The sequence below is a fragment of the Pedosphaera parvula Ellin514 genome, from assembly GCF_000172555.1.
In the GTDB taxonomy this organism is placed as follows: Bacteria; Verrucomicrobiota; Verrucomicrobiia; order Limisphaerales; family Pedosphaeraceae; genus Pedosphaera.
This window is the reverse complement of record NZ_ABOX02000001.1, coordinates 153,098-170,437: the sequence shown is the minus strand read 5'-3', so window position 1 is coordinate 170,437 and position 17,340 is coordinate 153,098. Positions and strand designations below refer to the sequence as shown.

Genomic DNA, 17,340 nt, shown 5'->3' with positions numbered 1-17,340 from the left:
GGTTCATTTCGCGGTTTGTGGTCAAGGGTGTTTAACAATTCGAGCAGCAGACGCCAAGGAGGTGGGGATGGGGAATCCCGCTGAAGAAACGTCTGCTGCCCGAAAATCAGATTACTGTTTAGTAACGCTAAAGCTCACAATCGCATGCCAAACAATCTTCTCGTCTTCCTTTGTGAAAAATAGTTTCTCCATACCTGCGGAAGTTATTTTCCATTTATACGCGGCAAGGTCCCTGTTAAGCGAGTCCACAAATCTTGATTGTAGCAGCGCGTCTGAAACTAGCCTCTGCATCTCGCCGCTGTTCTTGAAATTCCACCGATTATGCCCAAAAGGAGGTGGTGACGTCTGAAATAACTTTTGCTTCTGCAAATAAGCAACGACATCTGACTGGAGATCGGCTCTGGTGAAGAATTTGCCAAGTGCAATGCTGTGTATATGACCCTTCTTGTCCTTGGAGTGGATAACCTGTAGCACATCCACGAACCGTTGCGGCGGCGTTGGCTCAACTGCTGGATAAATAGCCCACTCATCTTGACCAACATCATAATGCACCAACGCTGCCGTCCACAATGCCTCGTCAGCAAATGCTGATAGCGCAAAGAGAGCAAAGACGGCAACGATAGCACGGACAGTAATTTTCATAGGCTTGAATTTCATATTTGTTGCTCCTCATGGGATGGGGAGTTGCCAACAGAAAAGAAACTTTCGTTCACATTTTCATCCTTACCGTGTCGCTGATTGCGAAACAGTAAGCCCTTTCGCCCCGGTGTCCGATGCCGACCGTATTCTGGATTCACCAAGGTCAAACGCGAAGATGCCTGGCACCAAAACTCCGGCGTCTGGCAACTTGCCTATGTCAGACCATTTCCGACCGGTGAGTGAGTCCTTGAACGTGAGCATAGATGGATAAACACCCCGCGCGGACATTCCATGTCGGCCAAGAAGCGCCTTTATTTTTCCAATAGTCGCAGATGTGCTCGCTACCCTCTGAAGTTCTTCATCAACCTCGTCCGGCATGTCAGCGCCTGAGGCCGCTTTTTGCATATCTATCGTGGAGAGCGTTCCATTCAAACCAGCCAAAATATCAGCCCATAAATCCCTGACGACCTGCATTTCCAAATGCAATTCCCCCAGCTTCGCGGCTGGTTTCTCGGCATGAAAGAGCGAAAGGCTTCGGTCGATTATTTGAAGACATTCCTCGGTCGAACATTTGCTTTCGGAAACCATCCATGTCCTCTCTGCTTTGGTGAACTGGTCGTAAATGCTCCACGAATCTTTGACATCCATCCGCCAAAGCGAGTCACGATCCAGCCTGTAAAACGCGACTCGTATGCCGTATTTCTCCCAATCATAATTCACCGTTTCAAGACGAGATGGCGTCTCTTTGCGATTGAGTTGGGACGCGTCCCCACGGGGATCAGGGCGCGACCCAACTCTGGTTGGTGAGGAGCAACCAAAAGCGAACAAGGTCACGCACGCGAATGTGTTAAATTTCATTTTTATAATTTTCGCCCGTGTCCTCTGGCATTTTGTGCTTCCCGTGCTCATTCAACGACCAACAGTGACTCTCTCATTACCATAGTGATCCTTTAGCTTTTCCTCCAACAAATTGCATATTTTTTTTACGGATTCGGAGGAATGACGTTGCTTGAACTCCAAGAAAACAACGATTAATTTGTCATCTTTAAGAGACACGCTGCACCCTTTTGTCGGAGGACCCAGATAGTGAAGAATGGTGCCGTCCGGGCTCGGAGTCTGGAGATTTGGAACTGGAGTTAGTCCATTAGAAACCAGCACATTATCAATGAGTTTGAGTGCTTCCTGAACCTCAGCGTTCCCAACAGAAGGAGTTGCCTTGGTCTGTCCTTCCCGAATCGGTAGATTCAGCGAAACAGTTCTGACTGCGCTGGAATCTCCACGGTAGCAGCCGGTCATGGTCAATCCGGCGAAACATACCCATGCGATGGCAATGAATTTCATTAGAGAGCTATTGGATTCCAGCCTTCGCGGCGGCATCCGGGTCAATTTGTTTTAGAGCTTTAGCAGCACAATCACGGGTGGAGATGTCTTGGTTGTGCAAATATGGCAGAATGGCCGGAACGGCTGCTTTGGCCTGGCTTTGAAATTCACCGAGCCGATCAATCACCCGGATCGCTATGAACAACTCCTTTGGCGGGCTGTTCAAGACCTGTAGCAAAGCCGGTACCTCCTCAACTGATTTTGGTGGAATATTATTCAAAGCTTCGACTGAACAGACACACACGTCCTGATTTGGGTCGCTCAGGTGCCTTATCAAACCGGGTATAGCATTCTGTGCTTCCGGGCCGATTGAACCAAGCGAACGCGCAGCCGTTTGGCGAATATCGTCGTCTTTGTCATCCAACAAACCAATCAACGTTGGCACCGCTGATTTCGCCGCAGAGCCGAGCGCGTCAAATCCGAAAGCAGCGGAGAAGTGGTTGTGAGTGGACCGCGTTGCGTAACTGACAAACCACTTCTCAGGCAAGATCGCCGTGACTTTTGTTTTCAACGCAGAGTCTTTGGTTGTCGCCAACTTCAACAAGTACGGGATCGCATTCGTTCCGATTTGCCGGACGGCTTTCTCGGCCTCTGGATCAACTCCCCCATCGAGATACCAAACTCCTTCCAACCAATCACTCAAATACCGTCCTTGATAGCTTGGCTCTTTCTGATGCAGCAATTGCCAACCAAATCCAGCAGCAAGGGCTGCCACCAAGATGGCAAGCCCGATGCGTAACCGTTTTCTCATCGTGTGAGTATGGCGGGTTGCAGCCCGAAAGCCGGGAGAGTTTGTGTTAACCAAATGAACCGCATCGCTCAAACCTAACGTCCGGGCACATTGCTGTAAAAAAATATGTACACCTTATCACTCACCGGAACGGGATCGCCTTTCTTTCGCGCTAGAACTCGGAACGGACCGTAAAGCACGCTCAAACTCCGGCTTGTATGCCCAATCTTCTCCCGTATCAATACCGACTGGCTCCGGCGTATGTTTATCGAAAAGCAGATAAACGAGATGGCCAACATTTGGCTTCCAGTCCTGCGGAACGGATTCCAATACTCGGTAAAAGGCGATTGGCTCTCCGACCTGCCAAGCTCCCTTATAGCTGCGAACGACAGTTGCCTTGCTGTTAACACGGTGTTTGTGGGGCAGAGGCATCCTTTGAAGTTGGTTTTCGTAAATGCAAACCAACACAACGTCCTGATGTGATTGTGCCTCTTTCTTGAAGGTCTCGACTTCCCAAGCACTATATTTTTGGTCAGCGGTAGTTGCTGTGGAATGACAGCCAGCACTGGCTACTACCATACCAATCGTGAGGCTGACAAGTGAGACTACGGAGATGATTTTGTTTTTCATGGGACGCCTAGTTTCCATAGGCGTAGCTCCCAACGTAAAAAGCCGGGAGAGCTTGTGTTAGCCGAATGAATCGCATTTCCACTGGATAGACTCACTGGGCCTGCTTTCCTAGCGTTCGACCCGGACTCTCTTTGCACCATAGCGACTGCTCAATTCTCTCTGTAACGAATTGCATATTTCTTTTGTGGCTGTACTGACAGGCGCATTCCGATTGCCCCCCTCCACAAGAACGACATCCAATCGGTCGTCTCTAAAATATACGCGCGGCCCGCCGACTGGCCGTGGACCTGTACCTTTGTATTTGGAGTAGGTGGCAACAGGGTCTTGCTGGTTCGCGACAGGAGGGATTGATTCGCGAACAAATCCGGCGGAAACCAACACACTGTCAATGAGCTTTAGTGCCTCTTGAACCTCGGAATCATTAACAGAAAAGCTCGCCTTGGTCTGTCCCTCTGGCACAGGAAAGTTCAGCGAAACCATTTGGGTTGTTGCGGCTCGGTCTCCCAAATAGCAACCTGCTTGAAATAATAGAAACGCGCAGCAAATAGCGAATATCTTGTTCATAATGGTTAAGGGAAATACGGCGACGTGACTGTCTGGTAGGTTTGAAGGGAAGGCATCTGCACAGGTTTGCCATTCTTGTCGTTTTTCGTGTAGCCATTTTTAAGAAGAAAATAATCTTCAACAATGGTTGCTTGTTGCTCGACCCCATATTCTGTGAACTTTATCGTGCCTAATTTTGAGTAATCGTACTCGTATTTTCTGTATAGCGCTGATGCCATCACATGGACACCCGTTTGAAATTGCCAGACATGTGTCATTTCATGAATAAACAACTCGCTCGTTACTATAAGCGAGAGGTTGGGAAGAGCCGCCGCAGAATAGTCAGTGCTGTAGGTGTTTCCCTTCGGGTTGGAGTAGATATTTCCATCAGGCGTTATCAAGGTTTCCTTTGGATGGAGTGGGTTTTGCTTTTTGTGATAGATATTCACCTTCGTGTAATCAATTTTCCCGCCAAACATCGATTGAGCAAGGGTGATTTCTCCCTGAGTAAGAGGCCGTGACGTTCCCACGCTACCCGATCCACCTACGATTGCGCTTGCTCGCGTCGTTACGGGAGAGCTCATTGCAGCCAACATCCCGCTTATATTGATGGCAGTCAGGACACCGCCAATATCGTGCCCACTTGGATCACGGTTATCGATAGGGTCGCCTTCACCGTAGGTGTAGCGGTGCAGCGACTTCGGGTCTTCCGGGTTGCCCTCGAATGAATCCCGCGTCCAGAATCTTCCTGTATCAGGATTCATGTAACGGGCGCGCAAATAATACAGTCCCAGATTTGGGTCAAACTGTTCACCTGAATAACGATAAAAGTTTGTGCTGGTTCCTGAATTGGCAACCAGGACGCCATAGGCGTCGTACACATACGTATCGGAAATGGCGGCACTTGTGTCGGTGAGATAGCGGGTGTTGCCATTTCCGTCGTAACCAAAGAAGCGGGTCACGGTGTCGCGCTGGCTGATAAGGGTGAGGCCGTAGGTGTAGATGCGAGTCAGATTCGTGCCCGTCTTTTCCTCCAACACTTGGGCGTAGCCGGTCGGATTGAAGTCGTCCACGAGATAAAAATTGGTGGTCGTGCCGATGATTTTGCGGACACGGTTGCCATCACCATCATAAATGACAGTGATGTTCGTTCCCCCGACCGTGGCGTTGGTCAACCGGTTCTCGGCGTCGTAAAAGAACACATTTGCGCCGTTGGTTCGTGTGTTTCCGTTGCTGTCATAGACATCTGTGCTGATTTGGTCATTGGCGTTGAAATTGAAAGTTTGGCTTCCAACTCCTGCAACACTGCTCGTGCGGTTCGTCCGGTTTCCAGCACTGTCATACTTGCTGCTGATCGTGCCGGTGGGCGCGGCGGACGCGGTGATGGTCTCGTTGGTCAAACGAAACCGCGCGTCATAACTCCACGAATTGGTGCGATTCACGCCATTCAATGCCTCGGTCAAATTCGTGCGGTTGCCAGCCAAGGCGAGTTTGTAAGCGAAACTCGCCACGGTGCCGCCGCTTGATTTGGCAGTAAGATTGGTGAGCCGGTTGAGCGTGTCGTACGTGTAGCTGTTCGTAACTTTGTTGGGCAACTGAACCGTCTGCAAATTTCCAACAACGTCGAAATTGTAAACCGTCGAGTTGGTGAAGCGATCCACGACGTTCGTTAATCGGTTCAAAATATCATACCCATACGACAGTAACGTGCCGCCAGCAGTTGAGGATTGAATCGTCGCCAAGTTGCCGTAGCCGTCGTAAGTGTAGGTCAGCGTTCCTTGCGGCGTGATCTTGGTCAGCAAGCGTCCACGGCTGTCATACGTATAACTGTTCGTGCCACTGGCATCCACCATGTTCGTGCGCTGCCCGGTTGGTGAATAGGCAAAGGTTATTTTATAGCCGCCCGCAGATGATTTGTTGGTGAGGCGATTGAGAGCGTCGTATTGGTTGGTAATGACCACACCGTTGAAATTGGTCTCCCGAATCAGATTACCCACGGCATCGTAGCTGAATAAAGAAATCTGATTTCCAGGCAAAGTTTGTTTCGTGCGCCTGCCCAGGTTGTCGTAATCGAACAAATTCGTGTGATTGAGCGCGTCGATCTGTTGGACCAGATTGCCGACTTCATCATACACATATTTGGTGACGGCCTGAGCCGCACCGCCAAAATTGTTGGTTACCGCTGTCAGGTGTCCAAGAGCATCAAAGCCAAACAGCGTGACGATGCCCGCCTGATTGGTGACGGCTGTCTTTCGAGCAAGGCCGTCAAAGCCATAGCTTTCCCTCGTGCCATCGGAATAGATCATCGCGCTTTGACGGTTGAGCGCGTCATACACCAGCGAATTGGTGTGGTTCAGAGCGTCAACGATATTGGTCTGGTTCCCATTCGCATCATACGCAAAGCGCGTCACTTGATAGAGGGCATTAGTCATTGCAATCCGCCGCCCTGCCGAATCGTAACCATATTTGGCGGTGGTGATCGTCGTTGACGGTAACATTCCTGCTGATGGTGTGGTCATCGTGGAATATTTGAATTGACCTGCCAAGTCATAGCTACTGGCAACATAGCTGCCGTCGGGATAAGTGGTCTGTATGAGGTGACCAACCGCGTCATAAGTGTAGGTAGTCGCTCGCCCACAGAGATCCGTGCTGGCTACTATGCGTTGCTCGGCATCGTAGGCGATGGTTTCAGACAGGCCATCCGCATAGGTGGCGTTTGTCAATAAGCCGTTGGCATCGTAATAAAGCAGATTGGTGTGATTAAGGGCGTCCACGGTTTGCGCTTGCTTTCCGATGCCATTATAAACGGTGAAGTTGGTGTTGTTCAGCGTATCCACCGTAGCCGTTATGCGATTGGCGGCGTCGTAATTCCACTGCATCAATATAGTTTGCGTGCTCCCGGAAGCCGTTCGGGTCGTGGTTTGCGTCAGCTTGTTGCCATTGGCATCATACGTGTAGCCGACCGAGTTAAGAACGGAAAGCTGCACGTTGAGCGTTGTGGTGTTGGTGAGGTTGCCAAATTGGTCATACGCGTTGGTAACGAGTACTTGTTCGGGCAAACCGAGCGCGTTGGTCTCGGTGATCGTATTGCCCTGGCTGTCATAGCCGTAAGCCGTCACGATATTCAGCGCATTCGTCACCAGCAACAAATTGCCATTGACGTCATACACATTGGTGGTGCCGTTGCCAAGATCGTCAATGGCCACCAGCGGCTCACCAAAGCTATTATATGTAGCGCTGGAAGAACTACCGATGGGGGTGGTGACGCCCGTCACGTTATCGTTGCTGTCGTAGCTGTAGGTGGTGACCTGTCCAAGGGCATTGGTTTGCGCGATTTTGCGCCCCTGTTGGTCGTAAGCGTAAGCAGTCACTCCACCTGCCGCGTCCTGCAAGCTGGCGAGCAGGCCGGAAGCAGTAAAATTTTGCACCGTCGTGTTGCCCAGCCGGTCAACCACAACCTGACGATGAGTGACCGTATCGTAGCTGAAAATGGTAAAGTGCCCGAATGCGTCATACTGCTTGGTCAACCGTCCGCTCGCGTCATATTCATAGCGGGAAGCGACAATGCCGCGCGGGTCGGTGATGGCCGTAACATTGTTTGAAAAACTTGCGTTCGTGTAGGCATACGCGGTGGTATTGTAATTGGTCGCCACGCGATCCACCAACCGGCTTACGTTGGTTAGGTTGCCGAGCGCGTCATACCCATACGTCACCGCAGCGGGGCCGGTGATGCCCCCGAAACCATCCTGCGAGTTGGGGTCGTAAATCGCCGTGACATTGCCGCTGGTCGGGTCGCGATCAAACAAAACCTGCTTCCCGCTGGAATGAACGATTCCGCCATACCCGTATTGCAGGTAATTACCATTGCGGTCGGTGTGCTGGCTGAGATTGCCGTTGCCATCAAAATTGTATTTCGTGCCATCGGGTGCGGTGAACGTGAAATCCGAGAAGGCGGGTTCGTAGTTGCTGGTGGGAAAACCGAAACTATCATATCGGGTCACGGTGAGAGGCACCGTCCAGCCGGACAAGCCGTCATCCATGCCAACCCTGCTGGGCGAAGGCCCGGACACCGTCAACTGCCCCTGCCCAACGGGGATGAAAGCCAGCTTGACCTTGTAGGCATTGTAGCAGGTCGGCACCTGGGAGGCGTTTATGGTGCTGGTTCCGCTCAGGACGAAAATAATTTGCGGAATAAATGAATATTGTTCGCTGGGGCTAAGACTTACCGTGACAACATGCTGCGCGGTGTCTGCGACGTAATACGTCAACCCGCTGCGCTTCCCCAGCCAGCCGGTGGACAACGGGCCTGATGTTTGGATGTTGACCTGCTCGTAATCCAATTTCCCATTGTAACCGAAGGAGCCGTTGGTGGCAAAGCGCGTGTCGTAAAGACGGTTGATCGTGATGGGCAGCCCTGCCGCTGGAACCTGCAATTCAGTCGAGGCAAACGTAACCTGCCCCACATTGGTCGGCCAGTTCACCGTCACTGTCACCGGCGATGAGGCCAACCCGGTATTGGCCGGGTCGGTCGTGTAGGCCACCGCCGTCAAAGCCAGTGTTCCAGCCGAAACGCTTTTCCAGTCGAAAAGGTACGGCGGGGTCGTGCTCGTTCCAATCAAAGTGCTATTCGCATAAAACGCCACCTGGGTCACAGAGCCGCTGCCGCAAGCGGCGGTGGCGGACAGGGTGAAGTTGGTCGGGACGGTGTAAATGGAACCGTCCGCCGGGGTGTTAAGAGAAACGGATACTGTGGGGTTGACGGCAATCGTGACATTATTGGTCACGTTGTACTGGCTGTCGCCGCCAACCAGTTGGAGCACATAAACGCCATCGGCCCCGAAAGTCGCCGTCGTGTTTGTCTGGCTGGCGTTTCCAAACGTCACGGTGCCTGGTCCGCTCACCTTGCTCCAAGTCTTGGTTAGAGTGTGGCCGGTCGGCAGGCCGTCGTCAGTGACGTATCCTTGAAGGGTGGTGCTTGCGCTGGTGATGATCTGCTGCGGCCCCGCGCTGACAAGCGGGGGAGAGTTGATCTGGTAAGTCGCGCTGGCAACGCCGCTGTCCACGTAGCCGGAACGAAAAGCCTTGGCCTTCAGGGTGACTATGGAACTGAGAAACACCGTACCGCCGGAGGGAATGTAAATGTCGCTGGTCGTCGGCGTTGCGCCGTTTGTTGTATAATAAATCGAAACGAGAGGCGTTGAGCAGGAAATAATCACATTTTGCGGCATCGAGTATGCACCCCCACCCGGACTGAAAGCTGGGGTGCTGACGATCAGCGGGCCGGAGGCATTCGTCATCCCAAAAGCCCGAAAAAAGTTCGCATTGCTGCTGCCCATCGTGAAATTGAAGACCGTCTGTCCCTGCGCCCCGGTCGCAATCGTTGAGAACGGAACACTAACGAGTGCGGGGGTGTATTGGATGTTGTAGAGCAGGTTTGTTTGCGTACCGCTCAGAGTAAGCTGAATGGTGTTGCTCGTCGGGAATGTGGGTGTGCTAATGGTCAATTGCCCCAACGCCCGGTGAGGAATGTAAAATAGGATGGCGCACAGGAATATGAGTCCCCCAATCGCTGCTAGCTTGATACTCTTCATGTTCAGTTAGGTTTCTTCTGTTTGCGACTTTGCAGCGGAGACTCTGGTCATCCTCCTGTCGAAGTCAATGTTTGTTTCTACAGCACTGCGTTACTACTACTACGTTCCGAAACGGACGAATCTTTCAAAAATTTTGATTTATTTTTCAGCCGATTCTTTCCGGCAATACGGGCAGATAATTGCCTCAAAATTCGCTGCTTGTCGTGCTTGCAGTCTTGACAGAGGTTGTGCTGCCTCATCTATTCCGGTTCATTCGGAGCCACATCATTTCCTCAGATAAACCCTACCCTTTTTAACTCGTCTCCATAGGAGAGCGGAGCTATAGATTTTGCATCCGGAAGAAACTCAACATCATTATACCTGCGCTGGCCCTGATCGTAGTGGGCTGCTTCACGTTTTATCTCGCCTGCCCCAAGGAACCTTCTCTCGAAGGAAAGACTTTGAGCGACTGGGTCGTGGTCATGAGGGAAAGACCACAGGACGAAAAGGCACACAAAGTCATCCGCCAATTAGGCAGCAATTCCATTCCATTGCTCCTGGATTGGCTTCGTAAGGATGACAAACCAACATTTCAGGGCAGAGTTGCTCAGTCAAAACAAGGCATGATTTCTTTCTTGGAGTCTCACAGGTTTATTGAACCTCGCCCCAGAAGCCTTGAGATGGATTGGAAATCCAGTTACCGATCGCTCGGCAATGCGGTCTTATCTGAGCTTGGGCCTGAAGGAAAAGCAGCCATCCCAACCCTCATTCAAATGCTCGGCGACAAGAATCACAAGCCAGACGAAGTAAGTCAGGTAGCGGGCGTAGCCTGGTTGATTCTGCCAAGAATGGCCCCGGAATCCATCCCTCCCTTGATTTGCGCTCTGACCAATCAAGACACCCAGGTTTGGTGCCTGGCCGCTGGTGCGCTGGGTCACATCGGCTCCGATGCAAAAGCTGCCATTCCGTTCGTAAAAGAAAAGCTTAAGGATAAAGATCCCTATGTTAGGGTGGGTGCAGCCGATATTATCGGCAAACTGGGTGGCAACCCCGATGAGTTTGTTCCCACACTCATCGGAACGCTGCCGGAGGTGGAATGGGACTATCTGAATTATGCCTTGGAGGTTTTGGTGCGCTACAAGAATAATGCAAAACCCGCAGTGCCTGTTCTGCTGGATATTCTGAACAAAACACCTAATTCCACGAACACAACGAACACTATTGTGCGCAGCGAGGTGCTCTCTGCCCTCCGAGAAATCGACCCCGAGGCTGCGGCGAAAGTGGGGGTAAAATGAATCGACGCAATCGCATCCTGATCGTCATCGCCGTTGTCGCTACTCTTGGCGGACTTGCTTGTTATTTCGGCAAGACCAAGGAACCACGTAGTCAAGGCCGTAGCCTCACGCAATGGCTGCAAGTTTATTGCAAGACATTCCCCACGCAATGGATTCCGCCGGAGCTTGGCAAACCTGACATGAGTTTCCAGACAGCCGAACGGGTGGTCAAAGGGATGGGCACGAACGCCATTCCCACTCTCTTAAAATTATCCCAAGCGGAGGATTCTCCGGCTAAACTTAAACTACTGGCGTATCTGAGGCGGCAATCTGTGATTCGATATAATTATCTTTATGCTGAGGAGCGCCGGGACTTGGCCGCCAATGGCTTTGGGATGCTGAAAGAAGACGCGCTACCAGCCGTGCCTGCTTTGGTTGAACTCACAAAAAGCAAGGGTCAGGAAATCCGACTCCACGCCTTACGGTGTCTAATCATTATAAATCCCAGCCGCGATCAGTTGTTGCCGGTTCTTCTCCGGGCCTGCCGTGAGTCCGATTCAAAAATGCGGCACGTCGCCACGGCGAACCTGCAAGCGCTTTATCCCGAAGAGGCGGAAAAGGCGCACGTCCACGATCCTTTGCAACTTCGTCCCTTTGTTACGAATGCACCCGAATCCACCAAAGAAAGCTTGAAATGAAGAAGCGCAATCGCATCCTGATCACTCTTGCCATTACCGTTGCCCTTTGCGGACTCACATTTACTGCGCTATTCTCACGTGAACCTTCTTACCAAGGTAAATGTTTGAGTGCTTGGATTAAGGACTTGCAGGCAGAAGCGCCTGAAACCAAGAATCAAGCAAGGGAGGCAGTGCGCGAAATCGGGGTAAATGGGATGCCCCTGATACTTGGACTTTTGCACTCCCAGGATTCTCCTTTGAAATTGAAATCCGTCGCCCTGGCGAACTAGCAATCACTCATTAAGCTTAAATTTACCACAGCCATGCAAAGGCAGCACCTCGGGCTGATGGCGTGTGATACGCTCGGTCCGGTCGCCCAAGCCGCCACTCCCTCAATACGGCATTGCGGATCGGACCTGAAATGCTTATCAATGAACGAATGTCAGATCCCAGAGAAGCTGTTATTGTTTGTCGTTTGGAGAGGGTGTTACTATCGCTATTGCCAACGTTCGCATGAAGGTCAATAGCAGACAACACTATGTCCCGCAGTTTTACCTCCGAGGTTGGAGTGAGGATAGAGATTCCATTTGGGCCTACCCCATTGAGGGAGTTGCGCCGTTTGCTACTTCGGTCGCGAATGTTGCCTGCGAGAAGGGTCTTTACTCGCATCCTTCCACCGACAACATCTACCCACTCAGAACGGAGCAGATAATGGCAAAAATAGAAGGCCATTACTCTTTGGTTTGGCCAAACATCTGGGACCGCGCCTCTGCGGCAGACACACGAAAGAACTTGGCACGGTTCGTCGCACTTATGGCCTTGCGCCACCCAGAGCGAGAAAACCAAATCCGTCGCCTTAACAGCTCCTTCCGGTCTGCGGTGAGCGGCATGTCTCCGGATGAAGTCGTTGAAGTTCGGAGCCATGGTGAGTCAGCCTCCTGCACCGTCGCAGAATTACGGGATGGAACCAAGGACGGCAAGGAAATGATCAAGAGCACGTTCTTGCGTCACCTTCCCGACCTAATTCAGGACTTGGCAGAGGTGTTGGTTCAAAGAAAATGGGGCATTGTGTTCTCCGAGCGTCCGGCATTCGTTACATCCGATTCCCCTATGGTTCTCCATCGTGGCACAGCAACCAAACAAAGTATAGGATATGGCACGGCTGGCACTCAGATTCTGTTCCCGATCAGCCCTACTCGACTTTTGGCCATCTGCGATGATTGGCCGCATGCTTTCGCACATTACAAATTGGCGAATTTAGACATTTTTAACTGCATTCTGGCTAGGGCGGCCACCCGATTTGTCTTCTTCCAAAACAATGATTCCCAGCTGGCGACTAATATATTGGCCTGGCGGTCTCCCAAGAAATGAGCGCCATGCACTCGGTTGGCTGGCAATCTGTGTTCAACCGCCTTATCTGCGGTTCAACGGCATTCGTGCCACGCATGGCCGAAATTCGCGCCGTGCAAGCCACCAACCGCCGTCGCTTGGACGACCTGTTGCAGTCCCCTATTGCACTGCGCACTTAAAGGAGAGTTATGAGCCAAGCAATTATCGATGCAATGGACATCGCAATTAACCGTTTAGTGGATGGATTCATCGCCAACCCATGGCTGCATCGAGTAGAGCATTCACTCCATTGCGAGTTATTTATGCTCCTCAAAGAATCCCACGCTCTAAGTGGCGTGATGGAAGGAAAAGGATTTACCACGCAGCTAGTTCACAAAGAATGGCCGGAGCCACAGAAGTCAGGGACCCGCCCCCGGCGCGGGAACTTCGATTTGGCTGTTTTGAAGCCGACGGCACAAAATTGGGGATTGGATGATTTTCGCTACGGACGTGCACCGCTCGTCGCTGCCATCGAGATTGGGTTGAACTACAGTCTTCGACATCTCCAAGGGGATCTACGGAAACTCCAGGAAAGTGGTGTGCCTAACCGTTACCTTATCCACTTCGCAACCCCGCGTTGCCGCAGCCAGAAGGGTGTGATTGAAGCCGTGTTGGATCTGATCGAGAAAGAGCAGCCAAACAGGTTGAAAATTGCTTATGTCGATCATAGCCAAAACGTTTTGAGGAAACTGGGCGATACAGAAATTTCGAGCATAACCACCGAGTAACGTTGCAACGACATGTAATTCCTCTGCGCCTAGCGTCGTCCGCTTGTTGCCTCTTAGCAGCGGGGCGGGAAAAAAAGCCGATTTCAAATCACACCGCGATGTGCACAATCGCACATGGCAGTAACTTTGAGCCGCTGACGCTTCCAAAGGCTCACTACCCGGCGCATATAAAATCATTTGCCATTCGGTTGAAAATCACACTGGTTGCTTATTTTGATCGCAAGATTATCATCCTGCGCAATCTACAAGATATGGAATCTGAGTATCCGCCACTACCAATTGAAGATTTCGCACGAACTTACGGTTATCCCACCTCTCTCATTCGTTTGGTGGTTGATTGCGGTTGTCCAGCCAAGGACGGCATGATCGATTACCCGAGTTTCATCATGTGGCTGGTGGATAATTATGTTCTCGTTCGCGCCAAAGCCGGCTTGCCGGAGCTGCCTCCTGAAGAAGGATTGATGCCCAGTGCCGCTGCACACGTAAAGCTCGGCAATACTTTTTTGACAATCACTGATTACATTCACTCCCGCGCCAGCAATGAAGAAATTAAGACAGCGGCTGCTGACACCTCAGAGTTCATTTTGAAGGTAATGGACCAGAAGACTGCTGACTAACGAGCGCGTTCAATGTCCGTCATAAATATCTCTTCCCCATCATTGAAAGTGGATGAGGTCACATGTAGTAGGCGTAGGAAGCCTCAATTTTTGGCAGGTCGGTTGCGTATTTGAGAATACCCCCAACCTGGCGTGCTGCTTTGATGGTGATGGGCTGCATATTATCGAACTGAGTGTTATTCCAATTCATTTTGGTCAAGCCAAGGATTTCTTCAGCTATTTTGCGTGGCGATTCGTCTGTTTCAACAGGGGTAATTTCGAGCGACTTTGGCACGTACATGCCTGGGTAAGCCATGTAGAAGTCCACGCTTCCTCGGGTATAGAGAAACCAATGGTCGCTATCAAGTTCCATAAATGTGCCTCGGAGCGGAGGGTATTCCCCGTTGCGGTAAAGTCTTACCATTGAGTCCCTGATAACGAGGAAATCGTGGCTATCCACACCTAATGTTTTGAGAGCCTCGTTGCAGCCATCCTTTTCATCTTGGTTAAAACTCGAAGTTTTATGAATTACGATGCGGGCCGGCAGGTTGTGATGGTGGCTTTTGTATTCAGCAAGTACGCTAATTACCAGGTCATATGTCGCTGTTCGACTGAGATGGACTTGGCGGTCTTCCTCTGACCGCTCGGCTTCGCCGCCCCGAACAACCATGCCTTCACCGCGCTCGTTAAAGACTTGGGCGACACTGGTGTGAATGTGTTCCTTATCGGGGCTAAGATAAAAGCTGATCCCAATATATGCGGAATCCAAGTCGGATGTTCGCCGCAACAACCGCCACGGAACTCCCCTGGCTTTGTAGTAAAGAGCAGTATGGAAATTCCATGCGCGGGTAGCTGGATCTTGGAGACTGCGAGGGTTGCCAGTGCTCCGGATATGTTTGGCATCAGGATCGTACGTGGGCGGTCTGACGAACTGAATGGGTTTTGCCAAGTTGAGACTTCTGGCCTTCAGATAGTCGTGAAAATCGATCTTGTACTCGGGCGTGTCTGTTTCACGAGTCTCGTCGTCATCGCTAATCCCGACTGGGAGGTCAAATTTCTCGAACATGTCCAGGGGTGGCGCACATACCAGAACGTCTGCGTTAGTGTATTCAGTAAGGTAGCGGCATTCATCAATGAAGCGGTCAGCCACTTTTTTAACCGCCGCGTTGCGCTCCATCCCCTCCAGGATTTCTTTGAGTTCTCTAGGAGCAATTTTCCTCTTCAACTTCTCTGACGAGATCCAGTCGCAGTAAAAGCAACGATCCTGCCCGAAGCCAGGGAAGGAAGGAAAAAGGTTCGGTTTCTTACTCTGCTTGGCTTCGATGGGGTTGCGGCATTCCTCCAACCAAGCGGTAAGCTTTTCGATACTGGTGGCAGTGCCAACAAAGCCCAACTTGATCTCTTTTGGAGCTTGCGGGTCATCGATGCTGACAGGACCATGGGCTTTGATGCCGAAGCGGATGTCAACGTGTCGGCCCTTGTGTCCAAATTCCAGTTCCGGTTCGTCGAGTAGTTGAACGTTCATTCAGTAAGCAGTTCGATCTGTGGATCAGGCAATACCTCTTCCGGCATTATCTCGTCCGGATCAGCACGGTTTTTCCAATCGAGATCGGGAATGCCGAAATCAGTTTGGAAATTGAGAAGTTTTCCGAAGCCGAGGAATGGGTACTCCTTGTTAATCAAGTCATGTTGGGCAAGATAGTATGCCAGGAATTGCACGTTGTTGGCTACAGATTGATGGCCCTCCTGGCGTTTCATTCCGGCCAAGTTTTCCGCCCTGTACTTTGATTCGTTGATCCCGTCACTGGTGTAATGGTAAGTGGGGCTGATCTCCAGGAACCAACGGTTTTCAAATCGCCGAAACCTGCCCTCGAAGGCATGGTGACGATAATAGAGAATCCTGTTTTGATCTTTGCTGCTTCGATAAACCTCCACTAGGGTGCGAATGCTGGCCTTCTCCAGCTTCCAAGACTCCTCTCGCCTTACTAGTTCATCGACATCCGTTTCGCGGTTTCGACGAACTCGGGGCCTGAAAAAGAAAATGGGGTTGCGTCCTTTTTGAGCAGTGTACGCTGCAAAATCCTTTCGACTGGCAAATGTCCGGAGTGCCTGATTAAGCAGTCGAACGAAGTCGTTTTGTCGCTCCGTATCCTTGGCAACTGCCCATTCCTTAGTATTGAATTCTTCAACGGCACCAAGGTCGGTGACCTTCGTCCAAGGATATTCGGTGAGGTTATGAAAAGAAAATATTTTCTTTTCCTTCACAAACCACAGGCGTCCTGGCCTCTCGTCCAACTCCTTGAAGATGTTTTCAACCTCTTTAATTGTGTTGTAATGGGTTACACCAACAAAAAGTTTCGAAGCGAAATGTTTAACCTCCAGCAGATTGGTGGTGAGTATCTCCTCCTTTGGAGGGGGGCGCAGATATATCCCCTTGTCCGTCGGAAGCGCCTGGCTGGCGATTGCACTGGTGGCATTTTTGTCGAACAGGTTCCTGATTTTATCGAACTGGACTTTACAGGAGGTCCGACGTTCGGGGGCCTTGAAGTATTCTTTGACAGGTATCCAATAAGCCTCCCCTTTTGAAGGACGGGAGACAACCAATAGCACGGGTGCATTGCCCTGAAGCCAATAGTTCAAGTCTCGTTCCTTCACCCGGTACACGAAAGACGTAGCGGTTTCAGACTCAAACTCTGTTTCAGTTGCTTTACTTTGAACCTGGACGATCAGGTTGGTCGCTTCACCAGTTGCCGGATCGCGGATTTCAATAATGCCATCAATTCCGGCATCATTCGCTCCGCTGGTCGATGTCCAAGTGAAGCCCATTTCAAGGACAAAGCGTTCAATGAGATTGATTCCCTTCTGGCCAGTGATCTGGTTTTGGGTAATGAACTTACCTTGAACCTTTTGAGAAGAGTGTTGGCGGCGACCATTTCGCATAGTTCTCATCATGCCGTGCCAATTCTGATGTGTCCAGTGAACTGAGAGCTGGCAGTCCCAAATCTTACCTACAGGAGAAACTTGAAGAAATCCTCCAGTTCGTCAAGTCACGATCCTGCTCAAGTCTTTCCGCTTGGTTCATACATCAGCAACAGATTTCTTCGAGGATGACCTTCACCTCTGGAATACCATGTATCGACTCCGGGCGAAAGTTTTCCACGTCTGTCAGACTGAATGCCTCGCA

15 protein-coding genes are annotated in these 17,340 nt (G+C 51.0%); 7 read left to right on the top strand and 8 right to left on the bottom strand.

What is annotated here, in order from left to right; genetic code table 11:
- Positions 1-111: 111 nt before the first annotated feature.
- From CFLAV_RS00610 to CFLAV_RS00580, 6 genes are all read right to left on the bottom strand, one after another.
- Entirely contained in the window at positions 112-642 is a 531-nt protein-coding gene (locus CFLAV_RS00610) for a hypothetical protein (protein ID WP_150107194.1), read from the bottom strand.
- Between the two features lie 81 nt (positions 643-723).
- The gene (locus tag CFLAV_RS00605) at positions 724-1,497 is read right to left on the bottom strand and encodes a hypothetical protein (RefSeq protein ID WP_150107193.1); all 774 of its coding nucleotides are present in this window, start codon (positions 1,495-1,497) and stop codon (positions 724-726) included.
- A gap of 51 nt (positions 1,498-1,548) precedes the next feature.
- Entirely contained in the window at positions 1,549-1,980 is a 432-nt protein-coding gene (locus CFLAV_RS00600; protein WP_007412627.1) for a hypothetical protein, read from the bottom strand.
- A gap of 7 nt (positions 1,981-1,987) precedes the next feature.
- Entirely contained in the window at positions 1,988-2,770 is a 783-nt protein-coding gene (locus CFLAV_RS00595; RefSeq protein ID WP_007412626.1) for a HEAT repeat domain-containing protein, read from the bottom strand.
- A gap of 117 nt (positions 2,771-2,887) precedes the next feature.
- Positions 2,888-3,379 carry a hypothetical protein gene (locus CFLAV_RS00590; protein ID WP_007412625.1) on the bottom strand — a complete coding sequence of 164 codons (492 nt, stop codon included), beginning with the start codon at positions 3,377-3,379 and terminating at the stop codon, positions 2,888-2,890.
- A 569-nt stretch (positions 3,380-3,948) separates the two neighbouring features.
- On the bottom strand, positions 3,949-9,513 hold the full coding sequence (locus CFLAV_RS00580) for an RHS repeat-associated core domain-containing protein (protein ID WP_007412623.1): 5,565 nt from the start codon (positions 9,511-9,513) through the stop codon (positions 3,949-3,951).
- 659 nt (positions 9,514-10,172) lie between these two features.
- On the opposite strand from CFLAV_RS00580, the gene CFLAV_RS00575 reads away from it, so the two are divergent.
- The 7 genes from CFLAV_RS00575 (at position 10,173) to CFLAV_RS00550 (ending at position 14,177) form a co-directional block, all read left to right on the top strand.
- Entirely contained in the window at positions 10,173-10,787 is a 615-nt protein-coding gene (locus CFLAV_RS00575) for a HEAT repeat domain-containing protein (protein ID WP_160164436.1), read from the top strand.
- Positions 10,784-11,464: a HEAT repeat domain-containing protein gene (locus CFLAV_RS00570; RefSeq protein ID WP_007412621.1), complete on the top strand. Its 681-nt coding sequence runs from the start codon at positions 10,784-10,786 to the stop codon at positions 11,462-11,464. The genes CFLAV_RS00575 and CFLAV_RS00570 overlap by 4 nt, the downstream gene beginning before the upstream one ends.
- Complete coding sequence (locus tag CFLAV_RS00565; RefSeq protein WP_007412620.1) at positions 11,461-11,733, top strand: hypothetical protein; 273 nt, start codon at positions 11,461-11,463, stop codon at positions 11,731-11,733. Before CFLAV_RS00570 ends, CFLAV_RS00565 begins: the two co-directional genes overlap by 4 nt.
- A 223-nt stretch (positions 11,734-11,956) precedes the next feature.
- A complete protein-coding gene (locus tag CFLAV_RS00560) occupies positions 11,957-12,814 on the top strand; it encodes a DUF4238 domain-containing protein (protein WP_007412619.1) in 858 nt (285 codons plus the stop codon).
- Entirely contained in the window at positions 12,811-12,972 is a 162-nt protein-coding gene (locus tag CFLAV_RS36280) for a hypothetical protein (protein WP_007412618.1), read from the top strand. The genes CFLAV_RS00560 and CFLAV_RS36280 overlap by 4 nt, the downstream gene beginning before the upstream one ends.
- A 9-nt stretch (positions 12,973-12,981) precedes the next feature.
- On the top strand, positions 12,982-13,560 hold the full coding sequence (locus tag CFLAV_RS00555; RefSeq protein ID WP_007412617.1) for a hypothetical protein: 579 nt from the start codon (positions 12,982-12,984) through the stop codon (positions 13,558-13,560).
- Between the two features lie 98 nt (positions 13,561-13,658).
- A complete protein-coding gene (locus tag CFLAV_RS00550) occupies positions 13,659-14,177 on the top strand; it encodes a hypothetical protein (protein WP_007412616.1) in 519 nt (172 codons plus the stop codon).
- Between the two features lie 58 nt (positions 14,178-14,235).
- Here the strand turns inward: CFLAV_RS00550 and CFLAV_RS00545 are convergent, their stop codons facing one another.
- Both CFLAV_RS00545 and CFLAV_RS00540 read right to left on the bottom strand, forming a co-directional pair.
- A complete protein-coding gene (locus CFLAV_RS00545; protein WP_007412615.1) occupies positions 14,236-15,681 on the bottom strand; it encodes an argonaute/piwi family protein in 1,446 nt (481 codons plus the stop codon).
- The gene (locus tag CFLAV_RS00540) at positions 15,678-17,108 is read right to left on the bottom strand and encodes a DUF4365 domain-containing protein (RefSeq protein ID WP_083808707.1); all 1,431 of its coding nucleotides are present in this window, start codon (positions 17,106-17,108) and stop codon (positions 15,678-15,680) included. Before CFLAV_RS00540 ends, CFLAV_RS00545 begins: the two co-directional genes overlap by 4 nt.
- Positions 17,109-17,340: the final 232 nt, after the last annotated feature.